This window comes from Janthinobacterium sp. SUN026 (assembly GCF_030397625.1).
Classification (GTDB): domain Bacteria; phylum Pseudomonadota; class Gammaproteobacteria; order Burkholderiales; family Burkholderiaceae_D; genus Janthinobacterium; species Janthinobacterium kumbetense.
On record NZ_JAPQNU010000001.1, the window covers coordinates 1,748,112 to 1,766,032 of the forward strand.

Annotated in this window: 22 protein-coding genes and 2 tRNA genes; 16 read left to right on the plus strand and 8 right to left on the minus strand. The window is 62.0% G+C overall.

Annotated features, from left to right (window positions below):
- Window positions 1-86: 86 nt before the first annotated feature.
- From OX459_RS07985 to OX459_RS08020, 8 genes are all read left to right on the plus strand, one after another.
- A complete protein-coding gene (locus tag OX459_RS07985) occupies window positions 87-953 on the plus strand; it encodes an urease accessory protein UreD (protein ID WP_289904502.1) in 867 nt (288 codons plus the stop codon).
- Between the two features lie 25 nt (window positions 954-978).
- Window positions 979-1,281 carry an urease subunit gamma gene (locus tag OX459_RS07990; RefSeq protein WP_034751936.1) on the plus strand — a complete coding sequence of 101 codons (303 nt, stop codon included), beginning with the start codon at window positions 979-981 and terminating at the stop codon, window positions 1,279-1,281.
- 94 nt (window positions 1,282-1,375) lie between these two features.
- Window positions 1,376-1,705: an urease subunit beta gene (locus OX459_RS07995; protein WP_251348197.1), complete on the plus strand. Its 330-nt coding sequence runs from the start codon at window positions 1,376-1,378 to the stop codon at window positions 1,703-1,705.
- Between the two features lies 1 nt (window position 1,706).
- Window positions 1,707-3,407, plus strand: a complete 1,701-nt coding sequence (gene ureC / locus OX459_RS08000) for an urease subunit alpha (protein WP_289904504.1) — start codon at window positions 1,707-1,709, stop codon at window positions 3,405-3,407.
- A 13-nt stretch (window positions 3,408-3,420) separates the two neighbouring features.
- Window positions 3,421-3,954, plus strand: a complete 534-nt coding sequence (gene ureE / locus OX459_RS08005; protein ID WP_289904505.1) for an urease accessory protein UreE — start codon at window positions 3,421-3,423, stop codon at window positions 3,952-3,954.
- Window positions 3,954-4,634 carry an urease accessory protein UreF gene (locus OX459_RS08010; RefSeq protein WP_289904833.1) on the plus strand — a complete coding sequence of 227 codons (681 nt, stop codon included), beginning with the start codon at window positions 3,954-3,956 and terminating at the stop codon, window positions 4,632-4,634. The genes ureE and OX459_RS08010 overlap by 1 nt, the downstream gene beginning before the upstream one ends.
- A gap of 23 nt (window positions 4,635-4,657) precedes the next feature.
- Complete coding sequence (ureG, locus tag OX459_RS08015) at window positions 4,658-5,296, plus strand: urease accessory protein UreG (RefSeq protein WP_251348200.1); 639 nt, start codon at window positions 4,658-4,660, stop codon at window positions 5,294-5,296.
- On the plus strand, window positions 5,293-5,853 hold the full coding sequence (locus OX459_RS08020) for a HupE/UreJ family protein (RefSeq protein WP_289904507.1): 561 nt from the start codon (window positions 5,293-5,295) through the stop codon (window positions 5,851-5,853). Before ureG ends, OX459_RS08020 begins: the two co-directional genes overlap by 4 nt.
- On the opposite strand, the gene OX459_RS08025 is transcribed toward OX459_RS08020, so the two are convergent.
- Window positions 5,850-6,461: a 1-acyl-sn-glycerol-3-phosphate acyltransferase gene (locus OX459_RS08025; protein ID WP_099667400.1), complete on the minus strand. Its 612-nt coding sequence runs from the start codon at window positions 6,459-6,461 to the stop codon at window positions 5,850-5,852. The two genes, OX459_RS08020 and OX459_RS08025, sit on opposite strands and share 4 nt — an antisense overlap.
- Before the next feature lie 249 nt (window positions 6,462-6,710).
- On the opposite strand from OX459_RS08025, the gene OX459_RS08030 reads away from it, so the two are divergent.
- Window positions 6,711-6,932, plus strand: coding sequence for a hypothetical protein (locus OX459_RS08030; RefSeq protein ID WP_077406246.1), 222 nt, complete (start codon window positions 6,711-6,713; stop codon window positions 6,930-6,932).
- A 154-nt stretch (window positions 6,933-7,086) separates the two neighbouring features.
- On the opposite strand, the gene OX459_RS08035 is transcribed toward OX459_RS08030, so the two are convergent.
- The 5 genes from OX459_RS08035 to OX459_RS08055 form a co-directional block, all read right to left on the minus strand.
- Window positions 7,087-8,151 (minus strand): alkene reductase, encoded by a 1,065-nt coding sequence (locus OX459_RS08035; protein WP_289904509.1) that lies wholly within the window; start codon window positions 8,149-8,151, stop codon window positions 7,087-7,089.
- A 68-nt stretch (window positions 8,152-8,219) separates the two neighbouring features.
- Window positions 8,220-8,516, minus strand: a complete 297-nt coding sequence (locus OX459_RS08040) for a helix-turn-helix transcriptional regulator (RefSeq protein ID WP_034751927.1) — start codon at window positions 8,514-8,516, stop codon at window positions 8,220-8,222.
- Between the two features lie 140 nt (window positions 8,517-8,656).
- The gene (locus OX459_RS08045) at window positions 8,657-9,829 is read right to left on the minus strand and encodes a helix-turn-helix transcriptional regulator (protein ID WP_289904510.1); all 1,173 of its coding nucleotides are present in this window, start codon (window positions 9,827-9,829) and stop codon (window positions 8,657-8,659) included.
- Between the two features lie 73 nt (window positions 9,830-9,902).
- Window positions 9,903-10,478, minus strand: a complete 576-nt coding sequence (locus OX459_RS08050) for a hypothetical protein (protein WP_289904512.1) — start codon at window positions 10,476-10,478, stop codon at window positions 9,903-9,905.
- Between the two features lie 158 nt (window positions 10,479-10,636).
- Window positions 10,637-10,996, minus strand: a complete 360-nt coding sequence (locus tag OX459_RS08055; protein ID WP_150131136.1) for a DUF1304 domain-containing protein — start codon at window positions 10,994-10,996, stop codon at window positions 10,637-10,639.
- Window positions 10,997-11,207: 211 nt separating this feature from the next.
- Here OX459_RS08055 and sugE point away from each other — a divergent pair, with 211 nt between their 5' ends.
- Entirely contained in the window at window positions 11,208-11,528 is a 321-nt protein-coding gene (gene sugE, locus OX459_RS08060; RefSeq protein WP_034783172.1) for a quaternary ammonium compound efflux SMR transporter SugE, read from the plus strand.
- Between the two features lie 23 nt (window positions 11,529-11,551).
- Window positions 11,552-11,881: an SMR family transporter gene (locus tag OX459_RS08065; protein ID WP_289898402.1), complete on the plus strand. Its 330-nt coding sequence runs from the start codon at window positions 11,552-11,554 to the stop codon at window positions 11,879-11,881.
- A 161-nt stretch (window positions 11,882-12,042) separates the two neighbouring features.
- On the opposite strand, the gene OX459_RS08070 is transcribed toward OX459_RS08065, so the two are convergent.
- A complete protein-coding gene (locus tag OX459_RS08070) occupies window positions 12,043-12,996 on the minus strand; it encodes a succinylglutamate desuccinylase/aspartoacylase family protein (protein WP_257218961.1) in 954 nt (317 codons plus the stop codon).
- A 158-nt stretch (window positions 12,997-13,154) separates the two neighbouring features.
- Between OX459_RS08070 and OX459_RS08075 the strand changes: the two genes are divergently transcribed.
- Entirely contained in the window at window positions 13,155-14,267 is a 1,113-nt protein-coding gene (locus OX459_RS08075; protein WP_289904513.1) for an acyltransferase, read from the plus strand.
- A 3-nt stretch (window positions 14,268-14,270) separates the two neighbouring features.
- Here the strand turns inward: OX459_RS08075 and OX459_RS08080 are convergent, their stop codons facing one another.
- Complete coding sequence (locus tag OX459_RS08080; protein ID WP_289904514.1) at window positions 14,271-14,735, minus strand: hypothetical protein; 465 nt, start codon at window positions 14,733-14,735, stop codon at window positions 14,271-14,273.
- Window positions 14,736-14,872: 137 nt separating this feature from the next.
- Between OX459_RS08080 and OX459_RS08085 the strand changes: the two genes are divergently transcribed.
- The 4 genes from OX459_RS08085 to infC all read left to right on the plus strand — a co-directional run bounded on the left by OX459_RS08085 (window position 14,873) and on the right by infC (window position 17,806).
- Window positions 14,873-14,949: transfer RNA gene (locus OX459_RS08085), tRNA-Val, on the plus strand.
- An 89-nt stretch (window positions 14,950-15,038) separates the two neighbouring features.
- Window positions 15,039-15,115, plus strand: a tRNA-Val gene (locus tag OX459_RS08090).
- 210 nt (window positions 15,116-15,325) lie between these two features.
- Window positions 15,326-17,233: a threonine--tRNA ligase gene (thrS, locus tag OX459_RS08095; protein ID WP_102294334.1), complete on the plus strand. Its 1,908-nt coding sequence runs from the start codon at window positions 15,326-15,328 to the stop codon at window positions 17,231-17,233.
- Between the two features lie 51 nt (window positions 17,234-17,284).
- Complete coding sequence (gene infC, locus OX459_RS08100; protein WP_071650129.1) at window positions 17,285-17,806, plus strand: translation initiation factor IF-3; 522 nt, start codon at window positions 17,285-17,287, stop codon at window positions 17,804-17,806.
- Window positions 17,807-17,921 lie beyond the last annotated feature (115 nt).

A 17,921-nucleotide genomic window follows, 5' to 3' on the forward strand; every position in this document is an offset into this window, starting at 1 on the left:
AATGCGGTGCATGATTCTCACGTTTCTTCCCTCTGACGCTGGCATGCATCCTGCTTTGTAGATCGTTATTTACACGATTGCAGTGCATGCCAGACAGCCCACATTTCGCAACGCCTTCTGCCGCCAGCGCGCACAGCGCCTGGCAGGCGCATTTGCGCCTGGGCTTTGCGCTGCACGATGGCGTCAGCCGCCTCGTCGAGCGCACGCACAGCGGCCCCCTGCGCGTGCAAAAGCCCCTGTATCCGGAAGGCGCTGCCGTTTGCCACGCCATCATCATCCATCCGCCCGGCGGCGTGGTGGGCGGCGACCAGCTGGCCGTTGACGCCACGGTGGGCGAGGGCGCGCACGCCTTGCTCACGTCGCCGGGCGCCGCCAAGTGGTACCGCGCGAACGGCCATGTCTCGGGCCAGCACCTCGTGCTGCGCGCCGGCAGCGGCGCCGCCATCGAGTGGCTGCCGCAGGAAAGCATTTTCTTTGACCAGGCTTGCGTGCGCCTGCGCCACGAGGTGGAACTGGCGCCGGACGCCCGCTACATCGGCTGCGACATCGTTTGCCTGGGCCGCGGCGCCTCGGGTGAAATGTTCAACATGGGCAGCATCAGCCAGCAGGTGCAGATACGCCGCGGCGGCAAGCTGCTGTGGTGGGAGCAGGGCGTGCTGGCCGCCGACGGCGCCCTGATGGCCAGCCCGCTGGGATTGGGGGGCCACACGGTGTGCGCTACCCTGATCGCCGTCGGCATGCCCGTTTCTCCCGCCGTGCTGGCGGCCGTGCGCGAGATCGCCGTACCGGCCGGCGCCGCGTTTGGCGCCACCCACATGAAAGCGCTGGTGGTGGTGCGCCTGCTGTGCGGCGACAGCGAGGCGGCGCGCCGCATCATGCTGGCCGCCTGGCAGCTGCTGCGTCCCGCCATGCTGGGACGCGACGCCGTCGTGCCCCGTATCTGGAACACTTAATCAGGAAAGAAGCGCAAGGAAAACCATGGACCTGACTCCCCGCGAAAAAGACAAGCTGCTCATTTTTACGGCCGCGCTGCTGGCCGAACGGCGCCTGGCGCGCGGCTTGAAGCTCAATTATCCGGAAGCGGTGGCCCTGATCAGCGCCGCCATCATGGAAGGCGCGCGCGACGGCAAGTCGGTGGCGCAGCTGATGTCGGACGGTACGAAGATTCTGTCGCGCGCCGACGTCATGGACGGCATCGCCGAGATGATCCCCGATATCCAGGTGGAAGCGACTTTCCCCGACGGCAGCAAGCTGGTGACCGTGCACCACCCGATACCGTAGTTTTGATTGCATGGCAGGGCGCCATCCGCGCCGTGCCTGTGTGGCGCCGGCGATCCGCCGGCCAGCGTAGAGCGCTTTGACGAAGGAAAACATTATGACCCCAGGCGAATACAAATTGGAAGAAGGCGAAATCAGCCTCAATGCGGGCCGCGCCACGGCTACCGTGGTGGTGGCCAACCGGGGCGACCGGCCGATCCAGGTGGGCTCGCATTTCCACTTTTTCGAGGTCAACCCGGCGCTGGCCTTCGAGCGCTGGCGCGCCTATGGCATGCGCCTCAATATCACGGCCGGCACGGCCGTGCGCTTCGAACCGGGCCAGCAGCGCACGGTGGAACTGGTGGCGCTGGCGGGCGAACGCAAGGTCTACGGCTTCAATGGCGCAGTGATGGGTGAACTGCAAGACACTCCACCGGGAAAGGATTGAGATGGCCAGCATTCCCCGCAGCGCGTACGCCGAAATGTTCGGCCCCACCAAGGGCGACCGCATCCGCCTGGCCGACACGGAACTGTTCATCGAGATCGAGCATGACTACGCGATCTACGGCGAAGAGGTGAAATTCGGCGGCGGCAAGGTGATCCGCGACGGCATGGGCCAGTCGCAGCGCTGCGCGGCCGAGGTGATGGACACCGTCATCACGAATGCCGTCATCCTCGACCACTGGGGCATCGTGAAGGCGGACATCGGCCTGAAAAACGGCCTGATTTTCGGCATCGGCAAGGCGGGCAACCCGGACATCCAGCCCGGCGTCACCCTCCCCATCGGCGGCGCGACGGAAATCATCGCCGGCGAAGGCATGATCGTTACGGCCGGCGGCGTCGACACGCATATCCACTTCATCTGCCCGCAGCAGATCGAGGAAGCGCTGATGAGCGGCGTGACCACCATGCTGGGCGGCGGCACGGGGCCGGCCGTGGGCACGGCCGCCACTACCTGCACGCCGGGGCCGTGGCATTTGCACGCCATGCTGGCGGCCGCCGACGCCTTCCCGATGAACCTGGGCTTCATGGGAAAAGGGAACGTCAGCTTGCCGCTGCCCCTGGAAGAGCAGGTGCGCGCGGGCGCCATCGGCCTGAAACTGCACGAAGACTGGGGCAGCACGCCGGCCGCCATCGACAATTGCCTGTCCGTGGCCGACCGCATGGATATCCAGGTGGCGCTGCACAGCGATACCCTCAACGAGGGCGGCTTCCTGGAACACACGCTGGCGGCCTTCAAGGACCGCACCATCCACACGTTTCACACGGAAGGGGCGGGCGGCGGCCATGCGCCCGACATCATCGCCGCCGTCGGGCAAGCCAACGTGCTGCCCTCGTCGACCAACCCCACGCGCCCGTTCACCGTCAACACGCTCGACGAGCACCTGGACATGCTGATGGTGTGCCACCACCTCGATCCGGCCATCGCCGAAGACGTGGCGTTCGCCGAGTCGCGCATCCGCCGCGAAACCATCGCCGCCGAAGACATCCTGCACGATATCGGCGCCATCTCGATGATGTCGTCCGACTCGCAAGCCATGGGCAGGGTGGGCGAAGTTATCATGCGCACCTGGCAGACGGCGCACAAGATGAAGGTGCAGCGGGGCGCGCTGGCGCCCGACACGGCGCGCAGCGACAATTTCCGCGCCAAGCGCTATATCGCCAAGTACACGATCAATCCGGCCATCACGCATGGCATTTCGCACGTGGTGGGCTCGCTCGAGGCGGGCAAGATCGCCGACATCGTGCTGTGGAAGCCGGCCTTCTTCGGCGTCAAGCCATCGATGATTTTAAAAGGCGGCATGATCGCGGCCGCGCAGATGGGCGACCCGAACGCCTCGATTCCCACGCCCCAGCCCGTGCACTACCGCATGATGTTCGGCGCCTTCGGCGGCGGCCTGAAAAAGTCGTTTACGTTTGTCTCGCAGGCGGCCTACGACCTCGATATCGGCCACCAGCTCAAACTCAACAAATCCGTCATCGCCGTGAAGAACATGCGCGGCTTGCGCAAGCACGACATGGTCCACAACAGCGCCACGCCGCACATGGAAGTGGATCCGGAAACCTACGCCGTGCGCGCCGACGGCCAGCTGCTCGTGTGCGAGGCGGCATCCGTATTGCCCATGGCGCAGCGTTATTTTCTATTTTAAGCGGGAGACAAGCATGCTCACTTTGCATACCAAACTGACGGCTGACGACCATCGCGCCGCCGTCGCCCAACTGGTGCTGCCCTACGACCAGCGCGAAAAATGCCGGCTGCGCGCCGTGCTGTCGAATGGCGAGGATGTCGCCGTGTTCACCGTGCGCGGCACGGTGCTGCGCGACGGCGAACGCATGACGGGGCCGGAAGGAACTGTGGTGCAGATCGTCGCCGCGCGCGAACCGACCTATCTGGTGCAGTGCGCGGATGCGCATACCCTGCTGCGCTGCGCCTTCCACCTTGGGAACCGCCACACGCAGGCGCAGGTGGGCGACGGCTTTTTGCGCATCCGCAAGGACGTGGTGCTCAAGGAGATGCTGGAAGGCTTGCAAGCGACTGTGACGGAAGAAAGCGCGCCGTTCGAGCCGGAGGCGGGCGCGTATGGCGGCGGCCATGGCCACCACGACGGCCACGGCCAGCATTTGCTGGCACCCGTGCCGCTGCGGCAAAAGATCCACCGCCCCGGTGATACGCCGGGCGCGCCAGGCGCCGCATGATGCAGGCGTCGGCCCTGCTGCATCTGCTGCAGTTCGCCAGCCCGGCCTTGCCGATCGGCGCCTACAGCTATTCGCAGGGGCTGGAAGCGGCGCTGGAGTCAAACCTGGTGACGGATGCGGCCACGGCGCGCGAATGGATCGCCCAGCATCTGGCCCAGGTGGTGGCGCGCTGGGAGGCGCCCCTGTGCTGGCGCTTGATGCAAGCCTTCGAAGCGCAGGATCTGCGCGCCGTGCAGCGCTGGAGCGAGCGTTTCATCGCTTCGCGCGACACGGCGGAATTTCGCGCCGAAACCATCCAGATGGGATATTCGCTGACCAAATTGCTGGCCGAGCTGGGCGTGGCCGACGGCGTGCTGATCGACATGCTGCAGGGCCAGCCGGAAGTGGCCCTGCCCACCGCGTATGCCTGCGCCGTGGCGGCGCTGGCCATTCCGCGCGAAGAGGCGTTGCTGGCCATGCTGTTCGCGTGGGCGGAAAACCAGGTGCTTGTCTGCGTGAAATCCGTGCCGCTGGGGCAGGTGGCGGGCCAGCGGCTGCTGCTGTCGCTGCGGCCGGACCTGGAAGCGGCGGCCTTCACGGCGCAAACCTTGCAAGACGACGAGATGGGCAACTGGGCGCCTGGCCTGTCGCTGCTGTCGATGCGGCACGAAGTGCAGTACAGCCGACTGTACCGCTCCTGAACACTACCACGAGAGACTACAACATGACATCGATTACCTCAAACCCCCTGCGCGTAGGCATCGGCGGCCCCGTCGGCTCGGGCAAGACGGCCCTGTGCGAAATGCTGTGCAAGGGCATGCGCGAGCGCTACGACATGGCCGTCATCACGAACGACATCTATACCAAGGAAGACATGGAAATCCTGCTGCGCGCCGATGCCTTGCCGGCCGAGCGCCTGATGGGTGTGGAAACGGGCGGCTGCCCGCACACGGCCATCCGCGAAGATGCGTCGATCAACCTGGAAGCCATCGCGCGCATGCAAGCAGACTTTCCGAATCTCGACTTGATCCTGGTCGAATCGGGCGGCGATAACCTGGCGGCCACCTTCAGCCCGGAATTGTCGGACTTGACGATTTACGTGATCGACGTGGCTGGCGGCGAAAAGATCCCGCGCAAGGGCGGGCCCGGCATCACGCGTTCCGATTTGTTGATCATCAACAAGACGGATCTGGCGCCCTACGTGGGCGCCAACCTGGACATCATGGCGCAGGACGCCAGGCGCATGCGCGGCGAACGTCCCTTCGTGTTCACCAACCTGCGCAGCGGCGACGGCGTGCAGGTCGTTATCGATTTTATCCGCGAGCAAGGTTTGCTCGATCAACCAGGCAAGGAGCTGCAATGAGCGCAAGACTGATGAAGAAAACGGCCGCCGTGGCGGCGCTGTGCCTGCTGGCCTTGCCCGCCATGGCCCATCCCGGTCATGGCGAGAACGCCGGCTTCCTGGCCGGTTTCGCCCATCCGTTCACGGGCATCGACCATTTGCTGGCCATGCTGGGCGTGGGCATCTGGGGCGGCCAGCAGCGCGGCGGCCTGGCCCAGCCCGCCACTTTTCTCGGCATGATGCTGCTGGGCGCGCTGGCCGGCATGGTCGGATTGACGGTGCCGGGGCTGGAAACGGGCATCGCCGCCACGGTGGCGCTGGTGGGGCTGGCCATCGCGCTGGCGCTGGCCTTGCCGAACTGGCTCGGCATGGGCCTGGTGGGCGTGTTTGCCTTGGCGCATGGCAATGCGCATGGCCAGGAATTGCCGGCCGCCTCGGCCGCGTGCGGCTTCATGCTGGCCTCGGCTGTCTTGCTGGGGGCGGGACGTTTCCTCGGCCAGGTATTGGCCGAGCGCATGCTGCGCGTGGCCGGCGTGGCCTTGACGGCAGCCGGTGTGGTGTTGATGGGACTGAATTAAGAACCGGGACGGCGCTCCGACAGCACGATGGGCGCCGCCTTTTCCGGGTGCAAGCCCTGGTGGCCCGCATACACGGCGGCGATGGCGGCCATGTCGGCATCCTTGTCGCCCGTCAAATATAAATGGTCGACAACGCCCAGCACCTTGTTCGGGTAGTCGATGTACACCAGCAACAGCGGTACCTTGGCAGCCACGGCCAGGTGATAAAAGCCGCTTTTCCAGTTCGGACGGTAGCTGCGCGTCGCTTCCGGCGTGATGGCCAGCCAGTACCAGTCGGCGGCCAGCATGCGCTCGGCCTGGCGCTGAATGGTGCCGCTGGTGGTGCTGCGGTCGACGGGTTCGCCGCCCAGGTAGCGCAGCACCTTGCCCATGGGGCCGCGGAACAGGGAATCCTTGGCCAGCCAGCGGAAGGGCAAGGACAGCGCCCATTTGCCGAACAGGCCCACCATGAAATCCCAGTTGGACGTGTGTGGGTAGACGACGGCGATGCCGCGCGGCCCCGGCAGGGGACGGAAGCGCATGCGCCAGCCAAACAGGTGCAGCACGCGCAGCGCGCAACGCTGGTGCCAGGTCGGCAAGTCGCCCGCTTGTACAAATAAATCGTCCATTGATACCCTTCAGTGACACTGTTCTTAATGGGATGGCGCTGGTGGCCATTTTCCTTGAAGCAAAATTCTGCGCAGGCATTCTATACGGGGCTGGCGATGGCGACAAGCAGCCGAGGCCGCTATTCATGCGGTGTCGGGGCCGTTGCTGCTGCTATTTTAACGATGCTTGACCTCCGTGTCGGGCACTAAATGCGCACAATGTGGTCAAAACTTCATGCAGTGTTGATCCACCCGACAGGGAGCCATGGCATGAAAAACAGCATCGACGAGGTGAATGGGGAGAATGTGCGAACGGACAAGGTGATGGCCGAGCTCGTCGAGCGGGGCGTCGCCTTCCACCACGCACTGGGGCGGACGGTGGCGACAGCGTATTTGCGCGAGCACGCGGTACCGGTCGAGGTGATACGCCGCGTCTTCAGCAGCGTGCAGGCGCGCCGTCCGGCCCGGCCGGCACGGCGCCGATGGCGCTGAAGGTGAGGGAACGGCGCGGCGGCGTCAATAAAAAAGCGGCGGACGCGGCGATCGTCACGCAGTCAGTGCGTTGGCATCGTCGCGTACGCCGCCAGGGGAAAGGAGCGGCGCAGCGCCGCTCAGGTGGCTTTCAGGGTGCCGTTCAGCTTGCCGTTCAGGCTTGTGCCGCCAGCGCCGGGTAGTCCGTGTAGCCGGCAGCGTCCGGCGCGTACAGGGTGTCCGGGTTCAGCGGATTCAAGGGCGCGTCGCTGTGCAGGCGGGTGGGCAGGTCGGGGTTGGCGATGAACCACAGGCCAAAGGCGACGGCATCGGCTTCGCCCTTGGCCAGCAGGGCTTTGGCCGCCGCCTTGTCCATTTTTTCGTTGGCAATGTACACGCCGCCGAATTCCTGCTTCAGGTACGGGCCCAGGCGGTCTTCGCCCAGCGCTTCGCGGGCGCAGATGAAGGCGATGCCGCGCTTGCCCAGCTCGCGTGCCACGTAGCCGAAGGTGGCGCGCGGGTCCGAATCGCCCATGTCGTGCGCATCGCGGCGCGGCGCCAGGTGCATGCCCACCTTGTCGGCGCCCCAGACTTCGATGCACGCGTCCGTCACTTCCAGCATCAAACGGGCGCGGTTTTCAATCGAACCGCCGTAGTTGTCGGTGCGCAAGTTGGTGCTGTCTTGCAGGAACTGGTCGAGCAAATAACCATTGGCGCCATGGATTTCCACGCCGTCGAAACCCGCTTTTTTCGCATTTTCGGCGCCCAGGCGGTAGGCTGCCACGATGCCGGGAATTTCTTCCGTATCGAGCGCGCGCGGCGTGACGAACTCCTGTTTCGGACGCACCAGGCTCACGTGGCCGGCCGGCTTGACGGCGCTGGGCGCCACGGGCAAGTCGCCATCGAGGAAGACGGGGGCGGAAATGCGGCCCACATGCCACAGCTGCAGCACGATCAGGCCGCCAGCGTCATGCACGGCCCGGGTGATGTGTTTCCAGCCTTCCACCTGTTCCTCGGACCAGATACCCGGCGTGTCGGCGTAGCCCACGCCCTGCGGCGTGACGGCCGTCGCTTCCGAGATGATCATGCCGGCCGAGGCGCGCTGCGTGTAGTACTCGGCCATCAGGGCGTTGGGCACGCGGCCCGGATTGCCGGCGCGCGAACGCGTCAGCGGCGCCATGATGATGCGGTTTTTCAGTTGCAGACTGCCAATGGTGATGGGGTCGAATAAAGTTGCCATGATTATCATTTCCTTGTTGGGGCCACTCGAGCGGCGTTGAGACGGAGTTGTCAAGATGAAAGCTGTGCTTACAAACCTTGCTGCATGTGATCGAGAAAGGCCTGGATGGTGGCTTCGTTGCGGCTGAAGAAACTCCATTGGCCCACCTTGGTTGCGGAAATCAGACCCGCCTTTTGCAAGCTGGCCAGGTGCGCCGAGACCGTCGATTGCGACAGGTTCAGGCGGCGGTCGATCAGGCCGGCGCACACGCCCAGGTGCAGCGGGTGGTCCTGCTCCTGGAAATACTGTTCCGGCTCCTTGAGCCATTGCAAAATCTGCCGGCGCACCGGATTGGCCAGCGCCTTGTGGATGGCGTCGATATCCATATTGTTTCTCCTGAACATACAATTCGCTTTTCAGCGATGTATATATCGTAGTTGTTCAATTCTAATATCGCTGTTTTGCGATATATCTATCTTACGATATAAATGAAAAGCGTGCTGGCGGCGCGCGTTTTTGAACGGATTCAGGCGGGAAGGGGATTGCGCTGCAGCACGGCCGGGCCCGTCAACACGATGCGCACCAGGTCCACCTGGCGCTGGGCGCCGGCCTTGGCGGTGGCGCTCTTGATCTGCGTGCGCGCCGTGTGGATGGAAATGCGCTGGCGTTCGGCGTATTCCTGCAGGGAATAGCCGTTGACGAGCGCTTCCGTCAGGCGCGCCTCGGCCACCGTCATGCCATAGAAATTGCGCAGGGTGGCGGCCAGGGATGTGATCAGGTCGCTGCTGTCGCTGAGAAAGACGGCGATGGCGCTGGCCGAGCCGAACGGACTGTGCCAGGAGGGCAGGGGCGTGACGCGCAGGCGCAGCTGTTCTCCCGTCAAGCCGCTCAGGTTGAGCACGCCGCCGGGGCCGCCTGCCGCCGCCGTGCCCGTTTGCGCCGCCTCATGCAGCATGCGCCGCAGCGCGCCGTTGTCCGCTTCTCGCGGGCAATACAGGGGCGCGCCTTCGCGCAACTGCAGCAGCCGCGTCGCAGCCGTCATGGCCAGCGCCCGCTCGTTGGCGTACAGCAATTGCGACGTGGCGTCGAGCAGCAGCACGCCAAACGGCAGCAATTCCAGCACCTGGGTGGAACTCCGGGACAGCACTTCCAGCCGGCGCAGCTTGCGCTGCAGGGCAAAGGCCGTCTGCAAATGCGGCATCAGGCTGCGGATCAGCGCCAGCTCGCCCGCCTCGTAGGCGCCTGCCCGTTCGCGGCGCACCACGGTGACGTTGGTGGAGCGCTCGGCGCGCAATTCGACGATGGCCGCCGCCGTATAAAAGATGTCTTGCGGGCGCAGCCAGTCCGTCCAGTATTCGGTTTTCTTCAGGCAATGGTCGGGAAACAGCATGGAGCCGGTGACGACGGCGCCTTCGTGGTGCAGGGTGGCGTCTTCCAGCCAGACATTGCGCGCGCCGTAATAGCTGGCAAAGCTGGCCATGGCATCCGTTTCGAAGCCATAGGTGGCGGACAGGCCGCTGCCGGGCAGCTGGACGTCGACCGAGCGGTTGTTGAAATCATTGGCCCAGATCAAGCCCGCGTGCGATTTCAACTGGCGTGCAAAGGCGGCAAGGAAATCTTGCCATTGGATATGTTGTGTGGCCGCTTCATAGATCAGGGTAATCAGTGCCTGGCTGGCGACGGCGAGCGATGGCGTCATTGGCGATCCTCATGGCGGCAAGCGGTGGACAAGGCATGGCGCGGGCGGCCTTGGCAGCGGCCGCCCGGCTTCCCTAGCGCGATTCCAGCCAGCTTTTACCGCCGGAGGTGCACGTGCTGAGGCTGGCGTACTGGCTCACATAGTTATAACCGCTGCCGCAGCCCCCTTCGCCGGATTTGACAGGGCCGTAGCAAGCGCCTTCATAGCTGAGCTTACCATTGACGGTGGTGCTTTTGACACAGAAATTGTAGTTGCTGGCCACGGTGTTGTTGGGCAAGGTGGTGCCGTTGTTTTGCCCGCAGCCGAGTTCCTTGCTCACGGAGCGCGCGTAGTCGACCATTTTCTGGTACGTGCCGCTGTAGTAGGTATCCGCCTTGGCCTTTTCGCCCTGCTTGCAGGCGGCGATCACGCTGTCATAGCCGGAATCGGCCTGGGCGTAGTTGCCCGATACCTGGATGCCGCAGGCGCTGGCCTGCTTGCGTTCCGTATCGCTGATCAGATTGTTGTACTGGCAGGTGGACGAGGTGCCGCCGCTGGCGCTGGTGGAACCGCCGCCCGAGCCGCTGTCGGCGCTGCCGCCACCACCGCAGGCGGACAGCATGAGGCAGCCGAGCAAAGTGACGGCAAAGGTGGTTGGATGTGCTTGCATGATTTTCCCTGTGGACGGTGACTTGCCACCATGTGTCTGGTGGTATCTTTGCTACAAGGAATTGTATCGGGCATGTTTTTTGGAAACATCACCCATTTGGGGTATGCGCCGGCGGCACGGAGTGGGGTAGGGCGGCCGGCTGGCCGCCCCGGCGGGGATCAGGCGAAGTGGAACAGCAGCAAGGCGATGACGGCAGGCACCGTTTGCAGGTAGAGGATGCGCGTCATGACGGTGGCCGCACCCCATGCGCCGGCCACGGCGATGCACGCCAGGCCGAACACGGTAAACGCATGGGCGATGGCCGCGTCCGGGTGAAAAAAGCCCAGCGCCAGCGCCGCGACGAGAAAACCGTTGTAGCAACCCTGGTTCGACATGGCGGGACGCACGATCTCCGCTTTTTCCTTCGACAGGCCAAACACCTTGCGTCCGCGCGCATCGAACAGCACGGTTTCCAGCAGCACGATATACACGTGCAGCAGCAGGATGAGGGCGGTAAGGATTTGGGCCAGAAGTAGCATCATTGTTCCCGAAAGTGAATGGATGCGCCAATTATGCTGCCAAGTGCATGTTTTTTGGCAACTTTCGATTGGAGCGGCCACACTAGAAAAATGTGCTTGCGGCAAGCCTTTTCACCCAATGGTATACTTTTCCTTTTGCTCCTGTGGGGACGACCCCGCTCGATGACGGGGCTGCATGGCGGGGACGACCCTGCCGCCTCAGGAGAGTACGATGGCGTGGATTATTTTGGTATTGGCTGGTTTGCTGGAAATCGGCTGGGCCATCGGCCTCAAATACAGTGCCGGCTTTACCCGCCTCGTGCCATCCGTGCTGACGGCTATTTCCATGCTGGGCAGCGTGGTGATGCTGGGCCTGGCCTTGCGTACCTTGCCGCTGGGCACGGCGTACGCCATCTGGACGGGCATCGGCACCGTCGGCACGGCCATCTTCGGCATCATGGTGCTGGGCGAGCCGGCCAGCGCCGCGCGCATCGCCTGCATCGCCCTGATCGTGTCGGGCATCCTGGGCTTGAAACTGCTCAGCCCCCAATAAAGGATGCCAGCATGAGTCTCGCCATGACGTATTTCTACCTTGCCATCGCCATCATCGCCGAAGTGATCGCCACCAGCGCCTTGAAGGCGTCCGAGGGCTTCAGCCGCTTGTGGCCCAGCGTCATCACCGTGCTTGGCTACAGCATCGCCTTCTGGTGCCTGTCCCTGACCTTGAAGGTCATTCCTACCGGCATCGTGTACGCGATCTGGTCGGGCGTGGGCATCGTGCTCATTTCCGCCGTCGGCTGGTTCTGGTTCAAGCAAAGCCTGGACACGCCGGCCCTGATCGGCCTGGGGCTGATCATTGCCGGCGTGCTCGTCATTAACTTGTTTTCAAAGTCCGTCGGCCACTAAGAGCCTATCCCAGTAGATGAATACATCCCCTGCTGGCGCCCCTCAGAAGCGGGGACTGCGTTGATCGTCGTCGCGTGGCTCGCCACGCGTCCTCCTCACGCCTTGTCCGCGCTCCTGATGAGCTACCAGCAGATGACGCTCCCTACTGGAATAGGCTCTAATCAAAAGCTGCTGGCCACCCGCGCCAGGTAATACCACTCCGCATTGGCTGCCGCATTGACGTCCGGAAACAGGATATAGGCGTCGAATTCGGCCGTCACGGGCGTGCCGTCCGCGCGCACGCCGATCTGCTCGCCCTGTTTGACCTTGTCAAAACTGGACCAGGTCTTGATGAAGCGGTCGCTTGCATGCAGTTTGTCGTGCACGACGACCATGTTCAGCGCTTCCATGTCGGCGTCGGCGATGGCTTCCGGTTGCGGCACGTCAATGAAACCGAGGAAAGCCAAGGTGTTCATGATGGCGCGGTAAGCCACGTCCGGCGCGGCCGGGTCCGCGTGCTGGCCGCATTCCAGGGTGAGCGCATAGCCGCCCGTCGAGCGCATGTATTCGGTGGTGCCCACGCCGTAGCGCAAGACCAGGCCCACCTGGTCACTATTGCCCAGGCGGCGCTGCACGCCCTGGCCATACGCATGCAGCCAGCCGTCGACGAAGCGGCGCACGCCCAGGCGGCGCGCCAGCGCGCGTTCCTTTTCTTCATGTTTAAAAGGTTGCAGCGGGCCGTCGTTGTTGCGCGGCCCCACCATGACGAAGGGTTGGCTGTCGGCATTGAATGAGTGCAAGTCGAGCAGCACGTCGTGCTGGCCCAGCAGCGGGCACAGCCAATTGGCGATGCGGTCTTCGAAATCTTGCGGATCGTCGTTCGGGAACAGGTTGCGGTTCAGGTTGCGGTCGCCGCTGCGCACGCCCTTGGCGTAAGCGAGCGGGTTGGTGATGGGCACGAAAGTGACGCTGCCGGCCACGATGGACAGGGCGCCGCTGTCGAGTTCAGCCATCACGCGGTGGATGCCCTTGGTGCCGCAGGTTTCATTGCCGTGCACGGCGCCGGTGACGATCAGGCGCGGGCCGCTGCCCTGGCCCGTGTAGTTGATGGACTTGAAGTGGAGTGCGCTGCTCATGCTGGACATATCCTATTGGTATCAGGGAAGGGAAAGCGGGGTCGGCATATTTTAGCGGGATTCGCAGCGGCACCCGTAAAAATGTCGCCAGGAATGTACCCATCACCCACCCCGGCATGGCATGATCGGCGCCAATGTTGTTTTCCCTTGCCGATTCCATGACCAGTACGTCCCATCCTTCCCGCCTGTACGGCCTCGACACCTTGCGCGCGCTGGCCATCGTGCTGGTCTTCATGAACCATTATTTGTTGTTCGTCAGCGAGGGCGGGGCCTTTGGTTTCTGGGGAGAAATCGGCTGGACGGGCGTGGACCTGTTCTTTGCCCTCAGCGGCTACCTGATCGGCAACCAGATCTTTGCGGCCTTGCGCAGCGAGCAAGGCTTTTCCTTGCCGCACTTCTATGCGCGCCGTTTCCTGCGCACCTTGCCCAGTTTCTATGCCGTGCTGGCCCTGTATTATTTGTGGCCCGCGTTTCGCGGCGATAGCGCGCTACTTCCCCTGTGGAAATTCCTGACGTTTACGCAAAACATCAATCTGACGCCGGGCACGGCGTTTTCCCATGCGTGGTCCTTGTGCGTGGAAGAGCAGTTCTACGTGCTGCTGCCGGCCGTGGCGCTGGCGATCGCGGCTTGCCGCAAGTCCCTGCTGTGGGCGTGGGTGGCCGTGGCCGCCAGCTTTATCGTCGGCATGCTGCTGCGTGCTTATCTGTGGGATGAATACGTGCACGTGCCGCGAGGCGGCCTCGGCTATTACAAATACATTTATTACGCGTCGTGGTGCCGTTTCGACGAGCTGGTGGCGGGCGTGGCGCTGGCGCTGCTGAAAAACTACCACCCTGGCGCCTGGCTGCGCCTGACATCCTATGGCAATCGCACCTTGCTGGCGGGAATCTTTGGCACGGCGCTGATGTTTTATGTGTTCCTCGCCGATCACTATGGTTATTGGGTGACGGTGTTCGGTTATCCGGCCCTGGCCGCCAGTTTTACCTTATTGCTGATCGCCGCGCTGAGTCCTGCCAGTGTTTTATATCAACTGCGCGTGCCGGGCGCGGCCAGCCTGGCCCTGTGGTCGTATGCGATTTATTTGCTGCACAAGCAGCTGTGCATTCTGCTGCGGCCCTTGTTGCAAGACTTTGGCTACGGGCCGGACGGTGCGCCGGCGATACTTGCCAGTATCGCTGTCAGCATCGTCACGGGCTGGCTCTTATATAGATTGGTGGAAACGCCGTTCATGCGTTTGCGGGCGCGCTATGTTCCCGCGAATCATGCGTGACGATTACATATCGATCACATCCAGTCCCCGCGGCGTACCCACCAGCAGTTCCAGGATGGCATGCACGCGCAGGTTCGTCTCTTCATGTTCCGTGTTGAAGATCAGGGCGCGCAGGCCAGGCACGGCTTCCATGATGTGCTCGCTGGCGTAGGCATTGATCAATAACAAGACCAGGTCCGTGGCGCCCGCGCCGGGCTGGCGCCGCAGCCGGTCGTGGATCACGTTCAGCAGCGCGCGCTGCATGCGCGGCGTGGGATTGGTGATGTAGGCGAAGACGCTCGGCGTGTTGGCAATGGCTGCGCAGAGGCGCTGTTCCATCTCGTCGGGTTTTACGTCGGAGGCGATATCGAAATACGCAGCATCCCAGCGCGTGCGCGCATACGGGTGGCCGGGCGGGAAAGAGTCGGCCGTTTCAAAACCGCAGATGCGGCTCAGGGTTTTCAGCCAGGCGAATAGGGTGGAGTTCATGCCGCGATTCTAGCGGCATTCCGCGTGTGCCGGGCCCTCTCTATATAAAGGGGGCTGACGCCCCGAGAAATGATTAAAGTTTCCTGTAAAAGAGCCCTTGTCATTCTGGGAAAGCCTCTCTATAATGCTGGTCTTCGGGGCGGTTAGTTCAGCTGGTTAGAATACTTGGTCGACATCCAAGGGGTCGGGGATTCGAATTCCTCACCGCCCACCAGAATTTAGCAGTAAGCAGTTTTCAAGAGTTTTAAGCTGGCGCAAGCCGCAAGCGGTCATTTGAAATACAATGATCAACAAAAGTTTTACGGGCGGTTAGTTCAGCTGGTTAGAATACTTGGTCGACATCCAAGGGGTCGGGGATTCGAATTCCTCACCGCCCACCAGAATGCAGTTAGAGAGAAAGGTAAAACCGGTTATGACACCGCGAACTACTACCAAGCTTTGGGAGTGACGCTAGTCGAACGGGTTTCCTTTGTCTCAAGAAAGTGAAAAACGCGGCTAGTCCGCGTTTTTTTGCGTCTGCGTTTTCCTTTCAGTTATTTACCCATCACATTGCAGTTTTACCTGGCGCCAGCGCCGATATGGAGATCAATATGCTTACAATCCGACTTCCCGATGGTTCCGCCCGTCAATTTGACGGCCCGGTCACCGTGGCCCAGGTTGCGGCCAATATTGGTACCGGCCTGGCCAAGGCTGCCCTGGCCGGCAAGGTCGACGGCAAGCTGGTCGATACTTCCTATCTGATCGAGCAAGACGCGGAACTGGCGATCGTGACGGACAAGGACGCCGACGGCCTGGAAGTGATCCGCCACTCGACGGCCCACTTGCTGGCGTATGCCGTCAAGGAATTGTTCCCGGAAGCGCAAGTGACCATCGGTCCCGTGATCGACAACGGTTTTTACTATGACTTCGCCTACAAGCGCCCGTTCACGCCGGAAGATCTGGTCGCGATCGAAAAGAAAATGGCGGAACTGGCCAAGAAGGATGAGCAAGTCACGCGCAAGGTTGTCGCGCGCGACGAAGCCATCGAATACTTCAAGGGCATCGGCGAAGCCTACAAGGCTGAATTGATCGGTTCGATCCCGGCCGACCAGGAAGTGTCGCTGTATTCCGAAGGCAAGTTCACGGACTTGTGCCGCGGCCCTCACGTGCCATCGACGGGCAAGCTGAAAGTCTTCAAGCTGATGAAGCTGGCCGGCGCCTACTGGCGCGGCGACTCGAAAAACGAGATGCTGCAGCGTATCTATGGCACGGCCTGGGCCAAGAAGGAAGACCAGGAACTGTATCTGCACAACCTGGAAGAGGCGGAAAAGCGCGACCACCGCAAGCTGGGCAAGCAGCTCGATTTCTTCCATTTCCAGGAAGAAGCGCCAGGCCTGATCTTCTGGCACCCGAAAGGCTGGTCGATCTGGCAGCAAGTCGAGCAATACATGCGCAATGTCTACCAGGTCAATGGCTACCAGGAAGTCAAGGCGCCGCAAATTCTCGACCGTGGCCTGTGGGAAAAAACCGGCCACTGGGATAATTACCGTGAAAACATGTTCATCACGGAATCGGAAAACCGCGCCTATGCGCTGAAACCGATGAATTGCCCTGGCCATATCCAGATTTTCAACAATGGCATGCGCAGCTACCGCGACTTGCCATTGCGCTACGGCGAATTCGGCCAATGCCACCGCAACGAGCCGTCGGGCGCCTTGCACGGCATGATGCGCGTGCGCGGCTTTACGCAGGACGATGGCCACATCTTCTGCCTGGAAGAGCAGATCGCCGGAGAAGTGACGGCGTTCCACCAGCAGGCGATGGATGTGTACACGGCTTTCGGCTTTACGAATATCGACGTGAAACTGGCGCTGCGCCCGGATAACCGCATCGGTACGGAAGAGTCGTGGGATTTCGCCGAGGAATCCCTGCGTTCGGCCCTGCGCGCCTGCGGCGTGGAGTGGACGGAATTGCCGGGCGAGGGTGCATTCTATGGTCCGAAGATCGAATACCACCTGAAAGACAGCCTGGGCCGCGCATGGCAAGTGGGTACCGTGCAGATCGATCCGTCGATGCCGGGCCGTCTGGGCGCCGAATATGTGGCCGTGGACAACACGCGCCAGGTGCCCATCATGCTGCACCGCGCGATCGTCGGTTCGCTGGAACGTTTCATCGGCATCCTGATCGAACACTACGCGGGCGCCATGCCGCTGTGGTTGTCGCCGGTGCAAGTGTCGGTGTTGAATATTTCCGACGCTCAAGCCGATTATGTACAAGAAGTAACAACAAAACTGCGCAAAGCGGGGCTGCGCGTACAGGCTGATTTGCGTAACGAGAAGATTACCTATAAAATACGTGAACATTCCGTACAAAAATTGCCTTACATCTTAGTGATTGGCGACAAAGAGCGGGATGCGAATACAGTGGCCGTGCGGGCGCGGGGCAATGTCGATCTGGGCGTCATGTCCGTCGATGCCCTGATTGAGCGACTCAAACATGAAGTCGACACCAAGGCCTGACGAGGAAACTCGCTGCACGACCGTCTTACAAGATTTTTAAAGGAAATTACAATAGCTACTGACAAGTCACATCGCATCAATGGCGAAATCACTGCCCCTGAAATGCGTTTAAGCGGGGTCGATAACGAGCCACTCGGTATCGTAAGTTTGGCTGAAGCCTTCCGCCTGGCGGAAGAGGCAAACGTCGACCTGGTGGAAATTGCGCCTACCGCGCAGCCACCGGTGTGCCGTTTGATGGACTACGGCAAATTTAAGTATTCGGAGCAAAAGAAAGCTCACGAAGCCAAATTGAAGCAAAAGATCATCCTCGTGAAGGAAGTCAAATTCCGTCCGGGGACTGATGATGGTGACTACAATATCAAGTTGCGTAATCTCATCAAGTTCCTCGAAGATGGCGATAAAACCAAGATCACCTTGCGTTTCCGCGGTCGTGAGATGGCGCATCAGGATATTGGCTTCCGCATGCTGGAACGTCTGAAAGCCGATCTGGAGCCGTACGGCCAGGTCGAGCAGTTCCCGAAGATGGAAGGCCGCCAAATGATCATGGTTCTTTCGCCTAAGAAGAAGAAGTAAGATACAATAGCGTTTTACTGTGGGTGGAAACTGCTCGCGCCGGCATTGGCGCGGTGTCAAACCCCAGGCAGAATTTGCGCGGCCCGGTCAGCAATGTCCGGGCCGCGTGAACTGT